General features: G+C 74.1%; 23 protein-coding genes and 2 pseudogenes. 4 read left to right on the top strand and 21 right to left on the bottom strand.

The features are described from left to right. Window positions 1-189: 189 nt before the first annotated feature. The 15 genes and pseudogenes from VSR01_RS01370 to VSR01_RS01300 form a co-directional block, all read right to left on the bottom strand. Window positions 190-3,852 (bottom strand): hypothetical protein, encoded by a 3,663-nt coding sequence (locus VSR01_RS01370; RefSeq protein ID WP_326447454.1) that lies wholly within the window; start codon window positions 3,850-3,852, stop codon window positions 190-192. Between the two features lie 3 nt (window positions 3,853-3,855). Then, window positions 3,856-4,545 carry a hypothetical protein gene (locus VSR01_RS01365; protein WP_326447453.1) on the bottom strand — a complete coding sequence of 230 codons (690 nt, stop codon included), beginning with the start codon at window positions 4,543-4,545 and terminating at the stop codon, window positions 3,856-3,858. After that, complete coding sequence (locus VSR01_RS01360; RefSeq protein ID WP_326447452.1) at window positions 4,545-5,252, bottom strand: hypothetical protein; 708 nt, start codon at window positions 5,250-5,252, stop codon at window positions 4,545-4,547. Before VSR01_RS01360 ends, VSR01_RS01365 begins: the two co-directional genes overlap by 1 nt. A 3-nt stretch (window positions 5,253-5,255) precedes the next feature. Beyond that, entirely contained in the window at window positions 5,256-5,414 is a 159-nt protein-coding gene (locus VSR01_RS01355; protein WP_326447451.1) for a hypothetical protein, read from the bottom strand. Between the two features lie 31 nt (window positions 5,415-5,445). Continuing rightward, a pseudogene (locus VSR01_RS01350) lies at window positions 5,446-5,877 on the bottom strand (helix-turn-helix domain-containing protein); the annotation flags it as partial. Continuing rightward, a complete protein-coding gene (locus tag VSR01_RS01345; protein WP_326447450.1) occupies window positions 5,864-6,415 on the bottom strand; it encodes a hypothetical protein in 552 nt (183 codons plus the stop codon). The gene VSR01_RS01345 and the pseudogene VSR01_RS01350, both read right to left, overlap by 14 nt. A gap of 124 nt (window positions 6,416-6,539) precedes the next feature. Next, window positions 6,540-6,797, bottom strand: coding sequence for a hypothetical protein (locus VSR01_RS01340; RefSeq protein ID WP_326447449.1), 258 nt, complete (start codon window positions 6,795-6,797; stop codon window positions 6,540-6,542). Further along, on the bottom strand, window positions 6,790-7,062 hold the full coding sequence (locus VSR01_RS01335; RefSeq protein ID WP_326447448.1) for a hypothetical protein: 273 nt from the start codon (window positions 7,060-7,062) through the stop codon (window positions 6,790-6,792). Before VSR01_RS01335 ends, VSR01_RS01340 begins: the two co-directional genes overlap by 8 nt. Continuing rightward, on the bottom strand, window positions 7,056-7,427 hold the full coding sequence (locus tag VSR01_RS01330) for a hypothetical protein (RefSeq protein ID WP_326447447.1): 372 nt from the start codon (window positions 7,425-7,427) through the stop codon (window positions 7,056-7,058). Before VSR01_RS01330 ends, VSR01_RS01335 begins: the two co-directional genes overlap by 7 nt. Next, the gene (locus VSR01_RS01325; protein WP_326447446.1) at window positions 7,424-7,672 is read right to left on the bottom strand and encodes a hypothetical protein; all 249 of its coding nucleotides are present in this window, start codon (window positions 7,670-7,672) and stop codon (window positions 7,424-7,426) included. The genes VSR01_RS01330 and VSR01_RS01325 overlap by 4 nt, the downstream gene beginning before the upstream one ends. Further along, the gene (locus VSR01_RS01320) at window positions 7,669-8,037 is read right to left on the bottom strand and encodes a hypothetical protein (protein ID WP_326447445.1); all 369 of its coding nucleotides are present in this window, start codon (window positions 8,035-8,037) and stop codon (window positions 7,669-7,671) included. The genes VSR01_RS01325 and VSR01_RS01320 overlap by 4 nt, the downstream gene beginning before the upstream one ends. Before the next feature lie 281 nt (window positions 8,038-8,318). Next, window positions 8,319-9,656, bottom strand: a complete 1,338-nt coding sequence (locus VSR01_RS01315) for an AAA family ATPase (RefSeq protein WP_326447444.1) — start codon at window positions 9,654-9,656, stop codon at window positions 8,319-8,321. Window positions 9,657-9,736: 80 nt separating this feature from the next. Next, the gene (locus VSR01_RS01310; RefSeq protein ID WP_326447443.1) at window positions 9,737-9,898 is read right to left on the bottom strand and encodes a hypothetical protein; all 162 of its coding nucleotides are present in this window, start codon (window positions 9,896-9,898) and stop codon (window positions 9,737-9,739) included. 95 nt (window positions 9,899-9,993) lie between these two features. Continuing rightward, window positions 9,994-10,299, bottom strand: coding sequence for a hypothetical protein (locus VSR01_RS01305; protein WP_326447442.1), 306 nt, complete (start codon window positions 10,297-10,299; stop codon window positions 9,994-9,996). A 118-nt stretch (window positions 10,300-10,417) separates the two neighbouring features. Next, entirely contained in the window at window positions 10,418-10,660 is a 243-nt protein-coding gene (locus VSR01_RS01300) for a DNA-binding protein (RefSeq protein ID WP_326447441.1), read from the bottom strand. Between the two features lie 118 nt (window positions 10,661-10,778). Here VSR01_RS01300 and VSR01_RS01295 point away from each other — a divergent pair, with 118 nt between their 5' ends. Beyond that, window positions 10,779-11,303 (top strand): helix-turn-helix transcriptional regulator, encoded by a 525-nt coding sequence (locus tag VSR01_RS01295; protein WP_326447440.1) that lies wholly within the window; start codon window positions 10,779-10,781, stop codon window positions 11,301-11,303. Continuing rightward, complete coding sequence (locus VSR01_RS01290; RefSeq protein ID WP_326447439.1) at window positions 11,296-12,495, top strand: site-specific integrase; 1,200 nt, start codon at window positions 11,296-11,298, stop codon at window positions 12,493-12,495. Before VSR01_RS01295 ends, VSR01_RS01290 begins: the two co-directional genes overlap by 8 nt. 105 nt (window positions 12,496-12,600) lie before the next feature. Here VSR01_RS01290 and VSR01_RS01285 read toward each other — a convergent pair whose 3' ends face one another. The 3 genes from VSR01_RS01285 to VSR01_RS01275 all read right to left on the bottom strand — a co-directional run bounded on the left by VSR01_RS01285 (window position 12,601) and on the right by VSR01_RS01275 (window position 16,115). Then, window positions 12,601-13,599: an SGNH/GDSL hydrolase family protein gene (locus VSR01_RS01285; protein ID WP_326447438.1), complete on the bottom strand. Its 999-nt coding sequence runs from the start codon at window positions 13,597-13,599 to the stop codon at window positions 12,601-12,603. A 147-nt stretch (window positions 13,600-13,746) separates the two neighbouring features. Then, window positions 13,747-14,763 carry a hemolysin family protein gene (locus VSR01_RS01280; protein WP_326447437.1) on the bottom strand — a complete coding sequence of 339 codons (1,017 nt, stop codon included), beginning with the start codon at window positions 14,761-14,763 and terminating at the stop codon, window positions 13,747-13,749. After that, window positions 14,760-16,115 carry a hemolysin family protein gene (locus VSR01_RS01275; protein WP_326447436.1) on the bottom strand — a complete coding sequence of 452 codons (1,356 nt, stop codon included), beginning with the start codon at window positions 16,113-16,115 and terminating at the stop codon, window positions 14,760-14,762. Before VSR01_RS01275 ends, VSR01_RS01280 begins: the two co-directional genes overlap by 4 nt. A 124-nt stretch (window positions 16,116-16,239) precedes the next feature. On the opposite strand from VSR01_RS01275, the pseudogene VSR01_RS01270 reads away from it, so the two are divergent. Both VSR01_RS01270 and VSR01_RS01265 read left to right on the top strand, forming a co-directional pair. Next, window positions 16,240-16,440: pseudogene (locus tag VSR01_RS01270) on the top strand (toxin-antitoxin system HicB family antitoxin); the annotation flags it as partial. A gap of 173 nt (window positions 16,441-16,613) precedes the next feature. After that, complete coding sequence (locus VSR01_RS01265; protein ID WP_326447435.1) at window positions 16,614-16,985, top strand: fic family toxin-antitoxin system, toxin component; 372 nt, start codon at window positions 16,614-16,616, stop codon at window positions 16,983-16,985. 53 nt (window positions 16,986-17,038) lie between these two features. Here VSR01_RS01265 and bioD read toward each other — a convergent pair whose 3' ends face one another. From bioD to bioB, 3 genes are all read right to left on the bottom strand, one after another. Beyond that, window positions 17,039-17,752 carry a dethiobiotin synthase gene (bioD, locus tag VSR01_RS01260; protein WP_326447434.1) on the bottom strand — a complete coding sequence of 238 codons (714 nt, stop codon included), beginning with the start codon at window positions 17,750-17,752 and terminating at the stop codon, window positions 17,039-17,041. Between the two features lie 136 nt (window positions 17,753-17,888). Next, window positions 17,889-19,193, bottom strand: a complete 1,305-nt coding sequence (locus VSR01_RS01255) for an adenosylmethionine--8-amino-7-oxononanoate transaminase (protein ID WP_326447433.1) — start codon at window positions 19,191-19,193, stop codon at window positions 17,889-17,891. After that, complete coding sequence (gene bioB / locus VSR01_RS01250; protein ID WP_326447432.1) at window positions 19,186-20,505, bottom strand: biotin synthase BioB; 1,320 nt, start codon at window positions 20,503-20,505, stop codon at window positions 19,186-19,188. The genes VSR01_RS01255 and bioB overlap by 8 nt, the downstream gene beginning before the upstream one ends. Between the last annotated feature and the right edge of the window lie 290 nt (window positions 20,506-20,795).

Raw genomic sequence — 20,795 nt, 5'->3', positions numbered from 1 at the left:
CAGGGCGGTTATCTCCTGGGCAACGGGGGCGGCTGTCCGGCCGGCACGAGTCAGTGGACGACGGTGTACGTGCAGGAGGGCGACCCGATTGGGGCCGTAGGTGACACACGTGCCGTGCCGATGGCGCTGTGCAGAGTGGGCTAACCGGGTGCCACTGATGCTCGGATGGTGAGTACCAGCGGCACGACATCACCTCCCGAACACGGTCTGCACGTTGCCGCCACCGTCGCTGACGATGGCGCGGATCAGCCGGCGTACCGGCTCTGGGCCGTCTACGACGATGCGCACCGTCTGCGTGCCCCCGCCACCGACTGCGGACTGCGCCGCCGCGGCGCCGCCGACGCCGATGCCGGCGCCCATGCCGAGCCCATCGGAAGCGGAGCCACCGAGCGCTGCTGCGGCGGCGCTCACGCCGTCCACCTGCGACAGCATGCCCGCGGCGAACGCAGAGCCCATCGCCTGGCCGGAGTAGTGGACCCACCCGCGGCCCGACAGGGGGCCCTTCTTCGCCGGACTGAAGGGGAAGTAGTCGCGCACCTTCCCCAGCACGCTGGACGCCGCATCTTCCGCCGCGCCGGCCATCGACTTGATGCCGCCGATGAACCCGGAGATGAGCGACTGACCCGAGTGCCACAGCGTGGCCCCCAGGTCGCCCACCGCGCGCGCCGCCCGGCCGCCCAGCCCGCCGAGCCACCCCACGGCCTGATCCAGACCCGAGCGGATCGCGCGGACCATCCCGGCCGCCGCGTTGGCGGCGACGCCGATGATCCGGCCCGGCAGCGCGGCCAGCGCCGCCGCGGCCATACCCGGCAGCCGGCCCAGCCACCCCGCGATCCCGCGCACGAGATCCGGGATGATGCTGTGCCCGATCAGCACGTCGTAGAGGTGCTGGAACAGCGAGATCGTCTGCTGCACCAGCCACGACACCGCGCGCAGCGGCACCGCGAACGCGGCCTGAAGTGTGCCGAGCACCTTGATCAGGCCGAGCAGCACGGGCACCGCGGTGACGGCAATCGCCGTGGTCAGACGAAGAAACAGGATCGCGAGCGTGGTCAGCGGCGGGATCAGCGGCAGCAGCGCGGGCAACAGGCCCGTGACCATCTGCACGCCGAGGAGGGTGATCTGCGGCAGCAGCGGCGCGAGCGCGGTCAGGAGCTGCCCGACGGACTGCCCCAACTGCACGAGGTAGGGGATCAGCGTGGGGATCACCGGCAGGAGCTGCGTGAACGTCCGCAGCCACTGGTCGGCGTACTGATCCACCATGTCGGCGATCACCGCCGCGAGGCCCGCGACGACCGGCATGAGGCCGTCGCTCAACTGGCCCATCACCCTGTCGAGGACGGGGGCCGCCTTGGCGAACGCCGCGGCGAGCGTCCCGGTGATCTTGGCCAGCGGCGGCAGCAGGGCCCGGCCGAGCTGCCCGACCACGGGCGCGATCGCGGCGAGGTAGTTCCCGACCAGCCGCAGCACGGGCGTCAGCACCGGGCCGAGCGCGGCGATCATCGCGCCGACCACGGGCAGAAGCGGCACGATCTCGTCGCCGAGCTGGCCGACCGCGTACGCGGCGGCGTTCAGCACCGGGCCGAGCGCGGCGATGACGGGTTGCAGGGCACCGCCGAGCGCGGTGATCAGCCGCTGTACGGGCGGACCGAGGGTGGTGAAGACGGGGGCGATGGCTCCGAGTGCCTGAACGACCAGCGGCGCCAGGGTGGTGCCGAGCGTCTTCATGGCGCCGAAGAGGGCTCCGAGCGCGCTCTGCACGACGGGGCTGGCAAACGCGCTCTTCATGGCGCCGCTGATCTGGACGAGGACGCCGAGCCACGAGCCGCCCGCGACGTTCGCGGCCTGGAAGACCGACCCGATCACCGAGCCGAGGTTGCCGAGTACCTGCCCGATCTCCTTGATCAGGCCAACTGCGGTGTTGATCGCGCGACCCATACCGCCGGACGAGAACGCCGCCGAGATCTTCGCGGCCACACCGTCGACCCCGCCCGCGACAGCGGCCGTCAGCCGCTGGAACTGCGGCGCACCCGCGGCGGCGATCTGCGTGAACGCCGTGATCACCTGGCCGGGGATGCGGGTCAGCCGGCCGAGGCCCGCCGCGGCGCCGTCCAGCGCCTGACCGAGCACGCCGGACCGGGCCAGGCCGCGGGCCGCGCCCAACACGCCCAGCCCCATGCGGTTGAGGCTGTCCGCGTTGGCGTCCAGCGCCCGGCGCAGCACCGGCAGCCCCACCGCGGCTGTGGAGGCGAGGGCCGCCGCCCAGCCCGCAAAGAGCCTCTGCTGCACGTCGAGCTGGAGCGCGCGCCACGCCGGGCCGAGCGCGATGATCTCCCGCACGAACGCGCGGGCGCTGGGCGCCAGCTTGGCCATGGCCGCGGCGAACGCGTCCACACCGCCCCCGCCCCCGCCGCCGGCCGCGCCCTTAGCGAGCGCCTCCTGCGCCTGCCGGATCGCGTCCAGCCCCTGCTGCGCGGTGCGGGCCTGCTGCTCGCGCGCGTCGGCGAGCGCCTGCTCGCGGTCGCCCACATCCCGCGCGGCCTGCGCCGCCGCAGCCTGCGCGTCCACGACCTGCTTGCTGCCGTTGACGCCCGCCTTGTTCGCGGCGTCCGTGTCCTCCTGGAGCCGCCGCACCGCGAGCTGCTGCTCGGCGAGTGCCTGCTCGGCCTCCCGGATCGCGAGCTGATCCCGGGCAAGCTGCTCCGTGCCCGCACCCTGTGAGAGATCCTGGTTGTACTGCGCCTGCGCGTCGGTGAGGGCGTTGGTCGCGTCCTGCACGCTGTTCTGCGCGTCGATCAGCGCGTTGTTCTGGTCCTCCAGGTCCCGCGCGGCTTGCTTGCGGGCGTCGCTGACGGCCCGCTGTGCCGCGAGGGCGGCGCGCTGCGCGTCGGCGAGGTCCCGCTCGGCGCGCGCGGTCGCCTCGGCGGCCTGCCGGTTGGAGTACGCCGCGTTCTCGGTGGCCCGCTGGAGATTCCGCTGCGCGTCGGCCGCCTGGTTGGCGGCCTTAGCCGCGGCACCCCCGCCGCCGACGGCCGGAGCGAACGCCGCCTTGAGCGCCGCACCGACGCCGCTCCCGCCCACCTTGATCCCGGCCACCGCACCGGCCAGCGACAGCACCGCCGTCGCGCCCACCGCGGCGGCCGGCGCGATGTTCACCAGCGCGCCCACCAGCCCCGCGATCACCGGGATCGCCGCGCCGATGATCAGCGGCCACTTCAGGAACCCGAGCGCGGCGTTCACCGCCGACCACGCGGCGGACGCCAAGCTGCCCAGCCGGCCGGACGTGGCCGCCGCGCTGCCGCGGTCGTCCACCCGCACGTCCACGGTCGGCCGCTCGCGGTCGACGCGCTCGGCCTCCTCGCGCACGTGCGCCAGCTCGGCGGTCGCGCGGGCGGTGTTCGCGTCCACGTCGACGGTCGCGGTGGTCGTCTCACGCTCCAGCCGGTCCAGCGCGCTGCGCGTGCTGGCAATGGTGCTGAACGCCGACTCGGTGTCCACGTCGATCCGCGGCCGGCTGGCGGAGCCGTTGAGCTTGGCGAGCATCGTCCCGATCACGGTGAGCTGCGCGCGCACCCGATCAATGTCCACGTCGACATCGATCGTGCCGTGCAGCCGCCGGATGCGCTCCCGGATCGCGGCCAGCTCCCGCTCGGCAGGCGTGCTGTCCGCGGTGATCGTCACCTCGGGCAGCTCATCGAGCATGTGCAGGAGGTTGCCGCGGATGCCTTCCGCGGTCAGCTCCGCCTCGGCGGCCATCGCGCCGAGTGCCGCCTGCGTGGCCGTCACACCCGCGGCCACGCCGCTGGTGTCGAGATCGACGCGGGCCACCAGCTCGCCAACGGTCAGCGCCATGAGTCAGGCCGCCTCTCCCGCAGCGCCGGCGGCGGCTTCCAGCGTCGGAAGCTGGGACACCTCCTTGGGCGGCTGCTCGGTGTGGAAGTCGAGGTAGTCCCACGGCGCGTGCTCCCGCTGACCGGCGAGGGCGCCGCGGAGCTGCCCGGTCTCGGCCTGCCAGCCCTTGACGCCGTGGGTGTCCTGCACCCACCGGTCGACGGCGCCGAGGTCGCCGGTCTCCTGGGCGTGGGTGAGCACGGCCCGCTGCATAATGTCGTCGCCGTAGCGCTGCGCGTCGGCGAGCAGCGCGGCGCGAGCCTGCCGGCTGGGGGCGTTGCGCACGGCGTCGTTGGCGGCGCGCCACGCGGTCAGCAGCACGGCGCGGTCGGCCGGGCTGGTGCCTTCGGGGATGTCCGGACCACTGGGCACGAGGCCGTTGAGGTAGTCGAGCCGGGCTTGTCGGCGGGCGGTGAGCCGGCCGTGCGCCTCGGCCATGTCCTTGACGTGCTGCTCGTGGGCTGCGGCCAGGGCGCGGGCCTTGGCGAGGTCCGAGGTCATCGGGTCGTTGCGGATCTCGGCGATCCGACCGGCGTACCAGCCGCGCGCGGCGCGGGCCATGCCGTGGTCGGGGTCGTCGTTCGGGTGTGTCGCGAACGGGTTGGCCGGTGGCTGCTGCTGGCGGGCGGCGAGCCCGGCGAAGAGACTGGTCATCAGGCGGCCCGTCCGATCGCGTCGCGCAGGTCGGCGGCGAACGGGAAAGCGTTGAAGAGGGCGCCGACACCGCCATCCGTGGCCCGCAACGCGGTGTACAGCGTCGTGATCTCGGTGGGAGTGAGCGCCAGGGCGACCGCGCCAGCGATGGCCCGCGCGGGTTCGAGCTCGTGCATGCGCGTACCGGTGGCGTAGTGGACGACGCTCCGGCCACCCGCGGGCCCGGTACCGCCCATGACGCCGTACGTGCTGCGGGATGTCTGCCGGTCGATGCCCTGCGCGGTGAGTTCGTCGGCGATGGCGTCGGCAGCGTGAGACAGGTCCCGGACCTGCTCGTTACGGCTACTGACGAGCGCGTGCAGGTCGGCCACGGCGTCCGTGACGCGCTGCACGGAGGCGGTCATGGCCTCGGTCTGGTCGGCGGCGGTGGCTGCCTGCACACGCTGGGCGATCTGCTGGGCGCGGGCGTGCCGGTCGGCTTCCTCGGCGGCGGCCAGCCGGCGGCGGGCCGCCTCGACCCGGAGGTCGGCGAACTCGATGAGGTCGCGCTTCGCGGCGAGGTCGCCGGGGGTGACGTTGGCGTCGCCGGATCGGATCTGCTCGGCGAGGGCGTCGGCGAGAGACTGCGCTTCGGCGCGTTCGCGCTGGGCGTCGGCGAGGTCGGTGCGGGCCTGCGCGGGGGTGGGGGCGTCGGCGGTCTTGGCCATCGGTCAGCTCTCCTGCGGCTGGCCGGCGGGGCGCGCTGCCTTGTGGGGGGCGAGCACGGTGCGGGCGTGCTGGACGGCGGTGGCGCGCTGCTGCTGCTCGGCGGTGATGCGGGCTTGGACGGCGGCGGCCAGGCCCGGGCGGGGGGCGGGGTTGTTGGTCATGGGCGTCTCCTGCGTGGCGGTGCCGGTCGAGGTCGGCGGAGTCGATGAGCCAGGCGGCGCCGACGCGGCGGGCCTGGATACGGCCGGTCCGGGCCAGTCGCCGCACGTACTCGGTGGAGCACTCCAGCCGTGCGGCGGCCTCACCCGTTCCAAGCTCCACATTGGCCCGCTCCACAGGCGGGGTTCCGGCACCGGAACTCGGTCCAATTGGCGCCGCGTCGGCACGCTGGTCGGCGGCGTGCAGAGCGACCAGGAGGCGGCGCACGGTGGGGGAGACCTCGCCGCCGTCCGCACGTACGCGGGCGGTGAGGTCGCGCACGAGGGCGCGCAGTACCTCGCCGGCGACAGCCGCGGGTACGACAACGGAGCCGTCCGGACGGATGAGCCCTGCGCTGCGGGTATCCCGGTCCGTGCCGCCGCCGGCCTCGATGACGGCCGTGGCGGGCCGGTCAGGGCTGCTCATGGGGCTCCCCGGGTTGTGGGTCGATCTGACCGTCGGCGGCCATCCGGGCGCGGATGCGCGCCACCACCACGGCCTCCTCCGGTGTCAGCGTCCCGGCAGCCTCGGCGGCGGCCAGCCGGCGGAATATGCCGTCCGCGACCGCTCGCAGATTCCGCACGCACTCCTCACGCGTCGGCACGGGCGCGCGGCGCTTCTCGGGCTCGGTCGCCTCGCGCTCCGCCCGCCGGGCGAGCAGCCGCTCGTAGACCGCGCGCCGCTCCGGCGACATCCGGCCAGCGGCGTAGTCCGCGGCGTCCTCCGCCCGCGCCCGGTCCAGCACCGCGCGGGCCCGCCGCAACGCCTCGTCCCGCGGCACCACCACGGGCATGGCCGGGCGCTGCGGCAGCGGCGCCACGCGGTCCAGGTAGGCGGCGGTCTCGGGGTCCAGTCGGCCGGCCGCCCGATCGCGGGCGATCCGCGTCAGCTCCTGCGCGATCACCTGGCGGGCCGCGGCCCAGCACTCCTCACGCGTCGGCTGGTTGGGCTCGGGCTTGGTCATGGTGTGCCGTCCGTTCTCGAGCGGTGCGCGGTGGTTGAGGGGCTGCCGGGTGGCGGCCGTACTCAACCGGGCGGGGGCGGCGTGCGGGTGGTTGTGGGTGGGCCGGGCGGCGACGGCCGGGCGGCTACTCACTGGCCCGTCCGGCGTAGTGCACGGTGTAGCCGGCGACCATGGCGCGGGCCTGCTCGCGGCCGTAGGACGTGCTGAGCCCGTGGCCGAGGAGTCCGGCGAGGCAGGTGACGACAGCGCCGAGTTCGGCGGGTGTGAGGTCGCTGAGCAGGTACTCGACTGCGCTGAGGTCGTCGTCCATGGTGGCGGCGACGACTGCCCAAGCGCACTGGCCGAGGCTGTTCTCGGCGGAGGTCAGGGGATCGTCAGCCACGGTCGGGCTCCTGGGGGTCGGTGGTGGCGCGGGCGAGGAGTTCGGCGCGCATGTAGTCGGCGACGCGGGCCAGCGCGGCGGGGTCGCGGTGGAGGCGCGGCGGGATCGTGGCGCGCACGGCGAGCACGGCGAGGCCGGAGACGACGGTGCCGAGGGCGCCGGGTTCGAGGTCGGAGATCAGCGGGTCGATGTCGTCCCAGCGTTCCTCGGCGGCGGCGATCATGAGGGCGATGCAGCGGGTGTCGAGGTCAGGCACGCTCAGCACGGCGCGGGCTCCTGGTCGTTGAGGGCGAACGGGCGGTGCTCGTCGTACGCGTCGCACCACTCGCGGGCGACCCACCGCATGAGGTCGAACATCACGGACGGGTTGCTGCTCGGGTCGGCGGCGGCGACGACGCGTGCCACCTGGGGCGGCTCGGGGGCCTCGGCCTGCTCGGCAGCCTCGGTGTCGTGCCGGGCGCTGTAGTCCAGGGCGAGGCCGTCGTTCAGCATGATGAGCATGTCGAGGAGTGACACGCGGGCTGTGCGGCCGTCCGCGAGCCGGACCGTGTGCATCATGCGGCGGCTGTCGCGGATCTTCTCCACGGCGGCGAGGCGGTCGGCGAGGCGGCGGCCGGCGAGCGGGCTCACGCGGCGGCCCCGGCGGTGCGCTGGCCGCGGGCTGCGGCCACGAGGGTGTGGGCCAGGCTGGCAGTCTCCGGTGTGCCGTCCACGGCCGCGAGGTGCGCCGGCACGGGGTTGCCGCAGAGCACGCTCAGCACGTCGTCCACGGTCGCCCGGACGGTGCGCCCGGCTGTGGTGGTGAACGCGAACAGGTGGGCGCTGGCGCGCTGTTCGAGGCGGTCCAGTCGGGCGGCGAGCGGGTGGGTTCTCATCGGCGCCCCTTGTCTTGCTCGGCGGCCTCCAGGGCGGCGATGCGCTCCTCAAGGTCCAGGGACTCGCGCAGGGCCAACGACGACTCCAGCAGCACCTTGGCGGCCTGCACGCGGGCCTGCCCGCGCTCGGTGTCGAGGGCGTCCACGAGCGTGTCTACGGCCTTGGCGGCGCCGGCGGCGAGGCGGCCGACCGCGAGGCGCATGAGGTTTGTGCGGGTGTCGGCGACCTCCTGCCGGAACTCGTCCTCTTCGAGCCAGCGCAGGACGGTGCGGCCGGTGACGCCGCCGACCTTGGCGGCCTGGCCGGTGGTCTGGCCCTGCGCGAGCGCGAGGACGACGGCGGGGCGGTTCTTCGGGACGGTCACGGGCGGGCTCCGAGAGGTGAGGTACGGGGGTCGCGTGCGCGCGCGAGACAGGGCACGCCGCGGTCGGACATCGAGGGGCTTGCAGCTACAGGGGCCGCGCCTTCCCCACCTTCGCGGTGACCTGCGGCTTTTGGGCCCCGCCTTCCCCGCGGGTTCGCCCCGCCTTCCCCGCCTTCGGTCGATCGAAGATGGGGAAGGTGTTGCGAAGGTGGGGGAAGGCGGGGGTTATATATGTGCAGGTCAGAGGGAAGATGGGGAAGATGTGGGGCGCGTGTAGGGGGTCACGGTCCCGGGGGTGTGTCGTCGGGCGCGTAGCCGGGCAGTTGCCAGAGCCAGGGGCCATTGGGCACTCCCTTCTGCTTGACGCTGCGGATACCGAGGCGGCGTTTCGCGTCCCGGAGTGCGTTCTCCGAGATCCGGGCGTCCCGGGCGGCGTTGGCCACCTCCTTGGGCAGCGCCTCGCCGCACCTGTCGCCGGTGGTGAGGTAGTCCTCCAGCCACTGCATGGCCTCGGTGCGCTCGGTGCGGTCGAGGCCGCCGGTGGCGATCTCGTCGCGCATCACGTCGCGGACGGTGGTGGTGGACTCCGGGCCGAGGACGAACCGGGAGACGTACGCGGGGCCGTCTGCGGTCTCTACGGTGGCGGGCTGGATCACGTAGCCATGGGCGGGCAGCCCGAGGCGGCCGAGGTTGTTCTTCTCCAGCGACATCACGAACTCGGTCTCGCCGTCGTCGGTGTCGTGCTGCGCAAAGGCGATCAGGGAGCGGATGAGCTGGCCGAAGGCGCCCGAGCCGGCGATGCGGGTAAGGGGGTCGGTGCCGCCCGCCTTGGTGAAGTGGGCCAGGCCGAGGATCGTGAATCGGCCGCGGTCGGCCTCGGCGATGAGCGGTTCGAGAGCCTGCCGTACGTCGGCGGCGCGGTAGTCGTTGATGCTGCCGTCGATGAACGACAGCAGCGGGTCTGCGATGACCAGGGCGACGCTGTACGTCTCGGCGGCGCGGCCGAGTAGCGAGGTGTCCGACGGCAGGGTGAGGCGAGCGTGCGCGCGTCCGTCGTCGCGTACGTCGACCCGAAACACGCGGTCGAGGTCGGCCCCGGCGGCAACGAGCCGGGGTGCGATGGTGTAGGACCACGAGTCCTCGGCCGCCGCGTAGATGACGCTGCGGGGTTGCCCGTACAGCTCACCGGGCAGGGTGCCGGTGGTGATGCGGGCGGCCATCCAGACGGCGAACTGCGACTTGCCGAGGCCGGGCCCGCCGGCCGCGATGGCGAGGGACGCCATGGGGATGCGGCCGTGCGAGGTCGGCGGGGCGCCCTCGGGTGTTGTGTCCCATAGCCACCTGACGGGCCGCATCTTGACGCGTGAGGCTGGGGTGAGCACCACCTCGCGCGGTACGCCGTCGTTCTCGGGCGGGGCGGGGGTGCGCAGATTGTGCGGACCCTTGGCGGGCACCTGCTCGGGCGCTGGCGGCACCGGGGCGAGGTGCCCGCGGCGCGACGGGTCGGACGTGAACGGATGCCCGAGCGCTCCGCCGTCGTGTGCGCCCGGCAGGTTGTCGCAGGCGCGGCCGTCGCTCGGGCGCGGGTGGACGCAGTACGGCGTCAAGGCGGTGGTCACGTCGGGGTCCGTTCGAGGGTGCCCGAAGGCCCCCGGCACTGCGCGGGCACCGGGGGGCTGCGGGTAGGTGGGACGGGTCGTCATGCGGTCGGGACCGCCCGGAGCTTGAAGCGGCGGCGCAGCTCGTACGGCTGCCACCCACGCGCGGCCAGATCGGCGGCGTGCCGGTAGAGGACGGTCGGGGGCAGGCTGTACGTCGACGGGTTGTCCGGCTGTCGCAGGCGGTCCAGCGGATCGCGCACGCCGTCCTCGGCCGGCGGGCACGCGTAGGAGGCACCGCGGCGCCGCCACATCTCCGTCTGTCGAGTCTCGCGGTCCCGCCGCGGCAGGGGGCCGTTCATCGGGCGGCCCCGGCCCGCGCCGCGGTCAGCGCGCCGCAGATCTCGGCGTCCGTCGCGCCGAGGCGCCCGGCCAGGACCGCGGAGTCCGCGGCGAACCGCAGGTACCGCACGAACTCGTCGGCGTCGCCCGCCGCCGCGGCGGCCAGGGCCCGCGCCAACTGGTCGCCGGCGTCGGCGGCGAGCGCGGTGCACGTCGCCGTGCGCGTCTCGGTGTCGACGTGCTCGGAGAAGCGGAGACTCTCGGGCGGCGTCAGCGCGTTGACACACGAGTTGGCGGTGACGGTCGTCTGCGGTACGTTCATGATGAAGCTCCTTCGACGGCGGCGCATCGGGTTCACGGCCCGCGCCGCCGTTGTGCTGTTCAGGGATGGACGGTGGTGCTTCGGGGCGGCCAGCGGGCTGCAACCTGCTGGCCGCCTGTCACGCGGATTCGAGCAGCGCCACGAGGGACGCGGTGACGACCCGGATGCGGCTGGAAAAGCGGAGCACGCGCACGGGGGCGTCGCCGCAACGGATCTCCTCGTAGAGCTGACTGCGCGAGATGCCGAGCGCGGTCGCGGCCTGGGCCACGTCCACGGTGGCCGGCCAGTCGCGGACCTCGGCGAGCGTCGGCGGGACCTTGGGGCTGGTCAGGACGCTGGTGATGTGCGGGATTTCCGCCATGCTTCCGCTCCATGGGAGGTACGGGATGACTGTCTATCCACACCTTCCACTGCCGGGCCGCGCTTGTCAACCTAGTCCGTACGTGTCACGCTGGCCCTAACAGACCGAAGGGATACCCGTGAAGATCGAAGAGCTGATCGGCGCGAACGTCGTGCGACGGCGAGAAGCCCTCGAAATGTCGCAGGCGCAACTCGGGGAGGCTCTTGGCCAGCACCTCGGCAACGCGTGGAGCCGACAGGCGGTGTCGTCGGCGGAGAAGGGCCGCCGGGCGTTCAGTGCGGCAGACCTTCTCGCGCTTGCGCGAGCCCTCGACACCTCGATCCCCTCGCTATTCCTGCCGCGGAGCTGGAATCAGCAGGGCGTTGTCACGCTGGCCGAAGGTGTGGACGTACCCACTGATGAGTACCGAGACCGCATCTTGCACGACTCCGACAATGACGCGTCGTTCAAGTTCATCACGCAGGCGAACGTCGAGGAGTTGGCCGAGGCCGTCGTCACGCTGAACAGGGCATATGCCCTCGTGGGTGACCGCCTGTCAGGACTGAGCGACGGAGTAAAGCCCCTGTTCAAGGTGCTGGGGATCCTTGCGGAGGTGGAGAAGGCGAAGCAAGGCGCCGCAGCGCTTGAGGAGAGTGATGGCTGATCCGATCAAGAAGATCGTCCTGCGGAACGGCTCCGTGCGGTATCGCACGGTGGTCGACGCCGGCCGGGACGAGAACGGCAAACGCGTCCAGCTCACCATCACCCGGGACTCGAAGACCGAGGTCAAGAACGAGCGGGCCCGCATCCTGCACGAGCGGGCCGCCGGAACGCTCATCGCCCCCAGCAAGATCACGGTGGGGGAGTGGCTTGACCAGTGGCTGGACTACAAGCGGCGCGACGTGGAAGAGACCACCATCCGCACGTACCGCCTAGCCCTGCTCCACGTCCGCGAGCGCCTCGGGCACATACGGCTTCAGGAGCTGACCGAGGACCAGGTGCAGGACTGCATGGACGACATCGTGGCCCACGGGCGGCGCCGCGGCGGCACCGCCGGGACCCGGCTCGCCGTGTCGACCGCCGAAGGCGTCCTCACCCGACTCAGGGAGGCTCTCAGCCGGGCCGTAGTCCGCAGGCTCATCCCGGTCAGCCCGGCGCAGTACGTGCGGATCAGCCTCGCCGACAAGAAGACCGACAAGCGCGAGCGCCCCAAGGCCGAGCCGTGGACCGCGGCGGAGGCGCAGACGTTCATCCGCGGCATCGAGGGTGACCGGCTGTACGCGCCGCTGCTGTTGTCGCTGATGGGTCTGCGGCCGGCCGAGGTGTGCGGGCAGCGTTGGACCGACATCGACCTGACGGCCGGCACGATCGAGATCACGCTCACCCGCACGATGATCGGCAACAACACGGTCCTGGAGAAGGACACGAAGACCGCCGCCGGCGAGCGCGGGCTTCCGCTCCCGGAACGGCCGTGGGAGGCGCTGAAGCGGTTCCGCGCGCAGCAGGCCCGCGAGAAGCTGCTCGCCGGCGAGGCGTACACCGATAGCGGCTACGTGGTCGTGAACGAACTCGGGGAGCCGCTCAACACCCGGCAGCTACGCGAGTACGCGTACCGGCTGATGACCGCCCTCGCGCTGCGGCGGGTGCGGCTGTACGACGCGCGGCACTCGGTGCTCAGCTTCCTGGCCGTCAGCGGCGTCCCGGATGTCATCCTCGCCGCGTGGGCCGGGCACACGAGCGCCAGTTTCACCAAGCGTCGGTACGTGCACGTCAACACCGAGGACATGCGCCCGGCCGCCGAGGTCTGGGACCGCTTCCACGGCGGCCCCGCAGCGGTACCGACCGCCCGGACGTGAGATTTTGTGAGAAACGATCAGGACTGAACCATCCGATAGGCCATCTGACCAGGGAGTTCCTGCCCACCGGTAGAACAGTGGGGAGATTCTACTGGTCGCGGCCGGTCAGGCGGTCCGCGTCGGGTCGGCATCCGGGCCGGCGGGCGCCGCAGGGGCGGGGTAGGGGAGGAGGTCGGGGCGCTTGGGCGGGCGGCCGTCGCCGGAGGAGCGGCCGGTGAGGCGGCGGCCGATCCACGGCAGCAGGTGCCGGCGGGTGAAGCTGAGGTCCGCCGCCCGCCGGGCGGACCAGCCGGGTCGGGCGGTCGGCGGCAGCACACGCCGCCAGTCGCTCTCGGCGGGCAGCCCGAGCGCCTGCCAGACCGCCTCCGCGACCCGCTCGTGCCCCTCGGCGGTCAGGTGCAGCCGGTCGACGTCCCACATCCGCGGGTCGCGCAGCGCCTGGGCGCCGTAGAGGTCCACCACGACCGCGCCGTGCCGCGCCGCGAGCGCGTCGACGAAGTCGAACAGCTCCTCCATCCGCGGCGTGAAGCGGGTGGCCACCGGACCGCGCCGGATCGGGCTGCGCATCAGCACCAGCTGCCCGCAGGACGGGGCCAGGCGCTCGACCGAGCGCTCCAGCAGCGCGCACACCGCGGCCACGTCGCACCTGGGCCGGATCACGTCGTTGAGCCCGCCGACCAGCGTCACCAGGTCCGCGCCCATCGCCGCGGCCGTCTCCACCTGGTCGTCGGCGATCTGCCGGATGAGCTTGCCGCGCACGGCGAGGTTCGCGTAGCGGAAGTCCGGGTCGAGCGCGGCCAGCCGGGCCGCCAGCAGGTCCGCCCACCCGCGGTAGCCGCCGTCGGGCAGCAGGTCGGACATCCCCTCGGTGAAGGAGTCGCCGAGGGCGACGAAGCTGCGGTACGCGGCGCGGCGGGCGCCGTCGGCGGGGTCCGCGGTGGTGGCGGCGCCCGCACCGGTGGCGGTCGCGGTCACGGCGTCGCCCCCGGCGGTCCCTGCGGAGGTGCTCGGGGTGGTGGCGGCGGTGCCCCCGGCGGTGCCCGCGCTGTCGGTCGCGCCGCCCGCGGTCGCGGCGGCGTCGGTGTGCGTGGCTGGCGTCTGCATGGCGCGGCGATCCTATGCGACCGCTCGGTCGGTACCGAATCCGGTACGCGGTCCGGCGCGGGGTCCGGAGCGGCCGCGACCCGCTGCCGCCGCCTCGACTCGGCCGCAACCCCGTACCGCCGCCGCGGACGCGGCCGACCCCGTACGTCAGGCGCGACCACGCCCCACCAGCTCCTTCAGCACGTCCTCCATCGTGACCAGGCCCATGCCTCGGCCCTCGTCGTCCACCACCGCGGCCAGGTGCGCGCGGCCGGCCCGCATCGCGGTCAGCACGTCGTCCAGCGGCGCCGCCGCGCCGACCCGGGTGATCGGTCGCAGCGCGGAGCGGGGGAAGGGCGTGTCCCGCGGCTCCGCGTCCAGCGCGTCCTTGACGTGCAGATAGCCGAGCACCCGCCCGTCGCCGTCGGCGACCGGGAAGCGGGAGAAGCCCGACCGCGCGCCCAGCGCCTCCAGCCCCTCCGGCGTGATGCCCAGCGGCGCCCTGACCACCCGGTCGGGCGGCAGCACGATGGCGCCGACCGGCCGCCTGCCCAGCTCCAGCGCGTCCCGCAGCCGGGCCGCCGCCCGCTGGTCGAGCAGCCCGGCCGCGCCCGCGTCCACCACCATCCGCGACAGCTCGTCGTCGGAGAACACCGACGCCACCTCGCTCCTCGGCTCCACCCGCAGCAGCCGCAGCCCGGCGTTGGCCAGCGCGTTCACGGCGAAGATCACCGGCCGCAGCGCCCGGGTCACCGTCACCAGCGGCGGGCCGAACAGCAGCGCGGCCCGCACCGGATCGGCCAGCGCGACGTTCTTCGGCACCATCTCGCCGCACAGCATGTGCAGGTACGTGGCCACCGCCAGCGCGATCACGAACGAGATCGGGTGCACCGCGCCGTGCGGCACGTGCGCGGCGTGGAAGAGCGGTTCCAGCAGGTGCGCGATCGCGGGCTCGGCGACGATGCCGAGCACCAGCGTGCAGGCGGTGATGCCCAGCTGGGCGCCGGCCAGCACCTGCGCGAGGTGTTCCAGGCCCCACAGCACGCCGCGCGCCCGGCGGTCACCGGACTCCGCCCGCGGCTCGATCTGCTCGCGGCGCACCGAGATCAGCCCGAACTCGGCGCCGACGAACCCCGCGTTCAGCACCAGCGTCAGCGCGCCGATCAGCAGCTGCACGACCGTCATCGCACGCCCCCCGCCCCGCCGCCGGCGGCGTCCTCCTGCGGCGCGCGCGGCGGCGACAGCAGCCGGGCCCTGGCCGCGCGGTGGCCGGCCGCCTCGGTCACCTCGATCCGCCAGCCGTCCAGCTCCACCACGTCGCCCAGCTCCGGGATGCGGCCCAGCCGCTGCGCGACCAAGCCGGCCAGCGTCTCGTACGGGCCCTCCGGCACGTGCAGGCCGACCCGCTCCAGCTGGTCCTCGGTACGGGTCGCGCCGTCCGCGTCGTAGATCCGCCGGCCCTGCCCGTCCTCGCGCAGGAACAGCAGGTCGGGCAGCTCCTGCGGGTCGTGCTCGTCGCGGACCTCGCCCACCACCTCCTCGACGATGTCCTCCAGCGTGATCACGCCCGCCGTGCCGCCGTACTCGTCGATCACCACCGCCATGGTCTTCCGCCCCGACAGCCGCTCCATCACCCGGTCCACCGGCAGCGACTCGGGCACCAGCAGCGGCTCGCGCAGCAGCCCGGTGACCGGCAGCCGCGGCCGGTCGGCGGCCGGCACCGCGAGCACGTCCTTCACATGGACCGTGCCGATCACCGCGTCGAGGCTGTCGCGGTAGACGGGGAAGCGGGAGAGCCCGGTGGCGCGGGTCGCGTTCGCCACGTCCTCCGCGGTCGCGTGCGCCTCCAGCGCGGTGACCTGGACGCGCGGCGTCATGACGTTCTGCGCGGTCAGGTCGCCGAGGCCGAGGGTGCGCACGAACAGCTCCGCGGTGTCCGCCTCCAGCGCGCCCTGCTTCGCCGAGTGCCGGGCGAGCGCCGCCAGCTCCCGCGGTCCGCGCGCCGTCGCCAGCTCCTCGGCGGGTTCCATGCCGAACCGCCGCAGCACCCGGTTGGCGGTGTTGTCGAGGTGGCGGATCAGCGGGCCGAAGGCCGCGGTGAACACGCGCTGCGGTGGCGCGACCGCCCGCGCCACCGGCAGCGGTCGCGCGATCGCCCAGTTCTTCGGCACCAGCTCGCCGATCACCATCAGCGCCACCGTCGACACGGCGGTGCCCAGGACCAGTGCGAGCGAGGAGGCGGAGCCCTCCGGAAGCCCGGCGGCCCGCAGCGGCCCGCGCAGCAGCCCGGCGATCGAGGATTTGGCGAGCATGCCGATGACCAGCCCGGTCGCGGTGATGCCCAGCTGCGCCCCGGACAACTGCAGGGTCAGCGTCCGCACCGCGCCGAGGGCCGCGGCGGCGCCCGGCTCACCGCGCTCGGCGGACCGCTCCAGCGCGGCCCGCTCGACCGTGGTCAGCGAGAACTCCGCCGCGACGAAGAGGCCGCAGGCGAAGGTGAGCAGCAGGGCCGGCACCAGCAGAAGCGCTTCGGTCATGGAACACCTCGGTCCCATGATCAACCACCCGGCCCGGGCCCGCACGGCCGCGCACCCGACCGGGGTCCGCCCGGCGGGACGCGCGCCCTTGCCGCTACTAGCACCAGGGCGCTAGCGTGGACGCATGGCGAAGACCCAGTTGAACGTGCGGGTGGACGAGGCCACCGCGGAGACGGCGCGAGAGCGCGCCTCCCAGCGCGGCATCAGCGTGAACCGCTACATCGAGGAACTCGTCCGCCGGGACGAGGGCGAGAACGGCCGGGCGTTCGTCCAGGCCGCCGCGGACTTCATGAAGCAGTACGAGGCGGTCTTCGCCGAGGAGTTCGACGCCCGCGACGCGGCGGTCCCGGCCGTTCCCGACGATCCGGCCGTTCCCGAGGGTCCCGCCCTCTCCGACGATCCCGCCGTTCCCGCCGTCTCCGACGGTCCCGCCGTGCCCGGCGACCGCGCCGCACGGGACGGCGCCCACGACGGTCGCCGCGCCGAAGGCTCCGCCCGTTGACGCTGCGGATCGACCTGGCCTGGCTGCTCATGGTCGCCGAGCACAACACCCCGGGCGACCCGCAGGTCACCGACTGGGGCGCACTGGTCGCCGCCGTCAGCAGGCACCGCGCCGAGATCTTCGGCCGGCCCGTCTACGAGGACGCGCACAGCCGAGCCGCGGCGCTGCTCCAGCTGCTGCTGCACGTCCCCGCGCTGGAGCGGTCGAACGCGCTGTTCGCCACCGCCGTCGCGTACGCCTACCTGGTGGCCTGCGGGCTGAAGGTCACCACCAGCCCGGACCGGGTCCGCGAGCTGGCCCGGATGGTCAAGGACGGCTCGGCCGGCGTCGACCGCATCGCGGCGGAGCTGCGCCGGTGGACCGGGTGAGGCGGGCGCCGGCCCGCACCCGCGGCGCCGGCCCCCGTCCGCGGCGCCGGCCCTCACGCGTAGAACTGCGTGAACGCCTGCGCGTCCCAGGTGCCGCCGAGCTGCGGCGCCAGCCACTGGGGCGCCTCGGCCCTGAACGCCTCCGGCTCCTTCGCCGACACGCCGCGCGGCAGCGCGCCCAGCAGCGGCGCGTCGGCGACCTGCGGCAGGTCGGTGACGTTGCAGCGCTCGGCGAGGTCGGGATCGCCCGGCCAGCTGCCGATGACCACGCCGAGGCAGGTGAGCTTTCGGGCCTTGAGCGCTTCCACGGTGAGCGCCGTGGCGTTGAGCGTGCCCAGGCCCGAGGGCGCCACCAGCAGCACGCCGGCGCTCATCAGCGCGGCGACGTCCGCGAGCGTGGAGCCCTCCTCGTCGTAGCGCACCAGCAGGCCGCCGGCGCCCTCCACGAGGACCACGTCGTGCACGGCGGAGAGCTTCGCCGCGGCCTCGGCGACGTCGTTGGGCGTGATCGGCGGCAGGCCCGCGCGGCGCGCGGCGGTGGCCGGGGCCAGCGGGTCGGGGTAGCGGGCGAGTTCGGCGGCGGTCACCGGGCCGGCCAGCCGAGCGACCTCGGCGGCGTCGCCCGGCTCGCCCTCCGCGACGCCCGTCTGCGCGGGTTTGAGCACCGCGACGCTCAGGCCCTGGGCCAGCGAGGCCGCGGCCACCGCGGCGGTGGTCATGGTCTTGCCGACCTCGGTACCGGTTCCGGTGACGACCACGATGGCCATGCGCTGCTCCGTTCCTTGTGGGGTGTGCCGTTCGGGGTGGTTGGTTCGGTCGGGTCCGGGCCCTGTGCCGGTGGCGGTCGGTCGCGCGGTTCCCCGCGCCCCTTCCGGCAGCCGGGGGCGCGCGCCGCCGGAGGGGTCAGCCCGCCGTCGCCGCCGCGAGGACCGCTCGGCAGACCGCCGCGAGGTCGGCGTCGTCGGTGACGTAGGGGGGCATCGTGTAGATCAGGTCGCGGAAGGGGCGGAGCCAGACTCCCGCGCGGACGGCGGCGCGGGTGGCGGCGGGGACGTCGACCTCGTGGTCGAGCTGGACCACGCCGATCGCGCCGAGGACGCGGACGTCGCGGACGCCGGGCAGACCGGCCGCCGCGGCCAGGCCCTCCCGCAGGCCCGCCTCCACGCGCTTGACCTCCCGTTCCCAGTCCTGGCCGAGCAGCAGGTCGACCGAGGCGCTCGCGACCGCCGCCGCGAGCGGGTTGCCCATGAAGGTCGGCCCGTGCGCGAGCACCGGCACCTCGCCGCGCGAGATGCCCTCCGCCACCCGCGCGGTGCACAGCGCCGCGGCCATCGTCAGATAGCCGCCGGTCAGCGCCTTGCCCACGCACATCACATCGGGCGCGACACCGGCGTGCTCGGCGGCGAACAGCCGTCCGGTGCGGCCGAAGCCGGTGGCGATCTCGTCGAACACCAGCAGCACGTCGTGCTCGTCGCACGCCTCGCGCAGCACCCGCAGATATCCGGGGGAGTGGAACGACATGCCGCCCGCCCCCTGCACGACCGGCTCCACCACCACCGCGGCCAGCTCGTGGGCGTGACGCCCGATCAGCTCCCGCAGGCGCGCGGCGTACGCCGGGTCGGGCTCGGCGTCGAAGCCCGGCGGGGGCGCGTCCGCGAAGACCTGCCGGGCCAGCACGCCGGACCACAGGTGGTGCATGCCGCCGTCCGGGTCGCACACCGACATCGGCTGCCAGGTGTCGCCGTGGTAGCCGCCGCGCCAGGTGAGCAGCCGGTGCTTCTCCGGGCGGCCCAGCGAACGCCAGTACTGCAGGCACATCTTGAGCGCGACCTCGACCGACACCGAGCCGGAGTCGGCGAGGAAGACGTGCCGCAGCGGCTCCGGGGTGATCTCGACCAGCCGGGCCGCGAGCCGTACCGCGGGCTCGTGGGTGAGGCCGCCGAACATCACATGGCTCATCCGGTCCAACTGGTCGCGCGCCGCGCGGTCCAGCACCGGGTGCCGGTAGCCGTGGATCGCCGACCACCAGGACGACATGCCGTCCACCAGCTCGGACCGTCCCTCGGCCGGCGTCGCGAGCCGCAGCCGCACACCCGAGGCCGACGCCACGACGAGCGGCTCCTGGCGGCCCGGCATCGGACCGTAGGGGTGCCAGACGTGCCGCCGGTCCAGGTCCAGCAGCACGTCCGGCGCGAGCGGTTCAGGCATTGGGCGGCAGGTCCGTCCCCGCGCCGCGGCGGCGCACCGACACCAGGTCCCTGCGCGCGGACTCCTCGTGCCCGGCGCCGGCCGCCGCGTCGTGCGCGGCCCCCACGCCCGACGCGTGCGCGGCCCCTACGCCCGACGCGTGCGCGGCGCCGACCAGCGCCTCGTGCCCGCCGCAGCCGCCGGCCGTCTCCGAGCCGCAGCCGCCCGTCCCGTGCGAGCCGCACGCCCCGGCCTCGTGCGAGCCGCACGCGCCTCCCTCGTGCGAGCCGCACACCCCCGGCCCCGCGGCGGCGCCGGCCGCAGCGGCGGCCCGGTGCGGGGGCAGCGTCGCGGTGTCCGCGCCCTCCACCTCGAAGCCGGCGTCCGCGATCATGTCCAGGTCGGCCTGGCCGGCCTGGCCCTCGCTGGTCAGGTAGTCGCCCAGGAAGATGGAGTTGACCAGGTGCAGCGCCAGCGGCTGCATCGTGCGCAGGTGCACCTCGCGTCCGCCCGCGAGCCGCACCTCGACGTCCGGGCAGACGAAGCGGACCATCGCCAGGACGCGCAGGCAGCGCTGGGGGGTGAGGTTCCACTCCTTTGCCAGCGGCGTTCCCTCGAACGGGATCAGGAAGTTGACCGGCACCGAGTCCGGGTCCAGCGCGCGCAGCGAGAAGACGACGTCCACCAGGTCCTCGTCGCTCTCGCCCATGCCGGCGATCAGCCCCGAGCAGGCTGACAGCCCGGCCGCGTGGGCCTGCCGCACGGTGTCGACCCGGTCGGCGTAGGTGTGCGTGGTGGTGATGTCGCCGTACGTCGCCTCGGAGGTGTTGAGGTTGTGGTTGTACGCGTCCGCGCCCGCGTCCTTCAGCCGCTCGGCCTGGCCGTCGGCGAGCAGGCCGAGACAGGCGCACACCTCGACGCCCTCGTTCTGGTCCTTGACCGCCGCGATGGTCTGCGCGACGCGGTCCACGTCCCGGTCGGTGGGCCCGCGCCCGCTGGCCACCAGGCAGACCCGCTTGGCGCCGCCGGCGACGCCGGCCTTGGCCGCCGCGGCGGCCTCCTCGGGCTTCAGCCAGGTGTACTTGAGGATGTCCGCCGTCGAGCCCAGGCGCTGCGAGCAGTACGAGCAGTCCTCGGGGCACAGCCCCGACTTGAGGTTCACCAGGTAGTTGAGCTTCACCCGGCGCCCGAACCATTTGCGCCGCACCCTGCCGGCCGCGGACACCACGTCGAGCAGGTCGTCGTCGGAGGTCGCCAGGACGGCAAGCGCCTCGTCCCGGGTGGGCAGCTCGCGTCGCAGCCCCTTGTCCACGAGAGTGGTCAGCAGATCCATAGGGGCGATCCTCGCCTACCGGGCCGCCGCGGGCCAATGCCGGAGGGCACAACACGCGTGGCACGCGGTGTGTGCATCACCACACCGTGTGCATGTGTGAGGGCCAGTACGTTGCTGCCGTACGGCTGCGTCGACGACCGAACCGAGGACCCACGTGACCACTGCGGAGCGCACCGCCGCTGACCCCGCCGGCCCCGCCGATCCCGCCGATTCCGCCGATCCAGGGGCCCCCGGCCCTTCGGCGGCCCCCGACGCCCCGGCGGAACCCGCGGCCCCCGCCGGCCCGTTCG

Origin of the sequence: Actinacidiphila sp. DG2A-62, assembly GCF_035825295.1 — a bacterium.
In the GTDB taxonomy this organism is placed as follows: Bacteria; Actinomycetota; Actinomycetes; order Streptomycetales; family Streptomycetaceae; genus Actinacidiphila.
The sequence above is the reverse complement of the archived record's forward strand: the minus strand, read 5'-3'. Positions and strand labels throughout refer to the sequence as shown.

Bases quoted from the DNA above. Each gene is read 5' to 3' on its own strand.
- VSR01_RS01370 (WP_326447454.1), bottom strand. From the start codon at position 3,852: ATGGCGCTGACCGTTGGCGAGCTGGTGGCCCGCGTCGATCTCGACACC.
- VSR01_RS01365 (WP_326447453.1), bottom strand. From the start codon at position 4,545: ATGACCAGTCTCTTCGCCGGGCTCGCCGCCCGCCAGCAGCAGCCACCG.
- VSR01_RS01360 (WP_326447452.1), bottom strand. From the start codon at position 5,252: ATGGCCAAGACCGCCGACGCCCCCACCCCCGCGCAGGCCCGCACCGAC.
- VSR01_RS01355 (WP_326447451.1), bottom strand. From the start codon at position 5,414: ATGACCAACAACCCCGCCCCCCGCCCGGGCCTGGCCGCCGCCGTCCAA.
- VSR01_RS01345 (WP_326447450.1), bottom strand. From the start codon at position 6,415: ATGACCAAGCCCGAGCCCAACCAGCCGACGCGTGAGGAGTGCTGGGCC.
- VSR01_RS01325 (WP_326447446.1), bottom strand. From the start codon at position 7,672: ATGAGAACCCACCCGCTCGCCGCCCGACTGGACCGCCTCGAACAGCGC.
- VSR01_RS01305 (WP_326447442.1), bottom strand. From the start codon at position 10,299: ATGAACGTACCGCAGACGACCGTCACCGCCAACTCGTGTGTCAACGCG.
- VSR01_RS01300 (WP_326447441.1), bottom strand. From the start codon at position 10,660: ATGGCGGAAATCCCGCACATCACCAGCGTCCTGACCAGCCCCAAGGTC.
- VSR01_RS01290 (WP_326447439.1), top strand. From the start codon at position 11,296: ATGGCTGATCCGATCAAGAAGATCGTCCTGCGGAACGGCTCCGTGCGG.
- VSR01_RS01285 (WP_326447438.1), bottom strand. From the start codon at position 13,599: ATGCAGACGCCAGCCACGCACACCGACGCCGCCGCGACCGCGGGCGGC.
- VSR01_RS01280 (WP_326447437.1), bottom strand. From the start codon at position 14,763: ATGACGGTCGTGCAGCTGCTGATCGGCGCGCTGACGCTGGTGCTGAAC.
- VSR01_RS01275 (WP_326447436.1), bottom strand. From the start codon at position 16,115: ATGACCGAAGCGCTTCTGCTGGTGCCGGCCCTGCTGCTCACCTTCGCC.
- bioD (WP_326447434.1), bottom strand. From the start codon at position 17,752: ATGGCCATCGTGGTCGTCACCGGAACCGGTACCGAGGTCGGCAAGACC.
- VSR01_RS01255 (WP_326447433.1), bottom strand. From the start codon at position 19,193: ATGCCTGAACCGCTCGCGCCGGACGTGCTGCTGGACCTGGACCGGCGG.
- bioB (WP_326447432.1), bottom strand. From the start codon at position 20,505: ATGGATCTGCTGACCACTCTCGTGGACAAGGGGCTGCGACGCGAGCTG.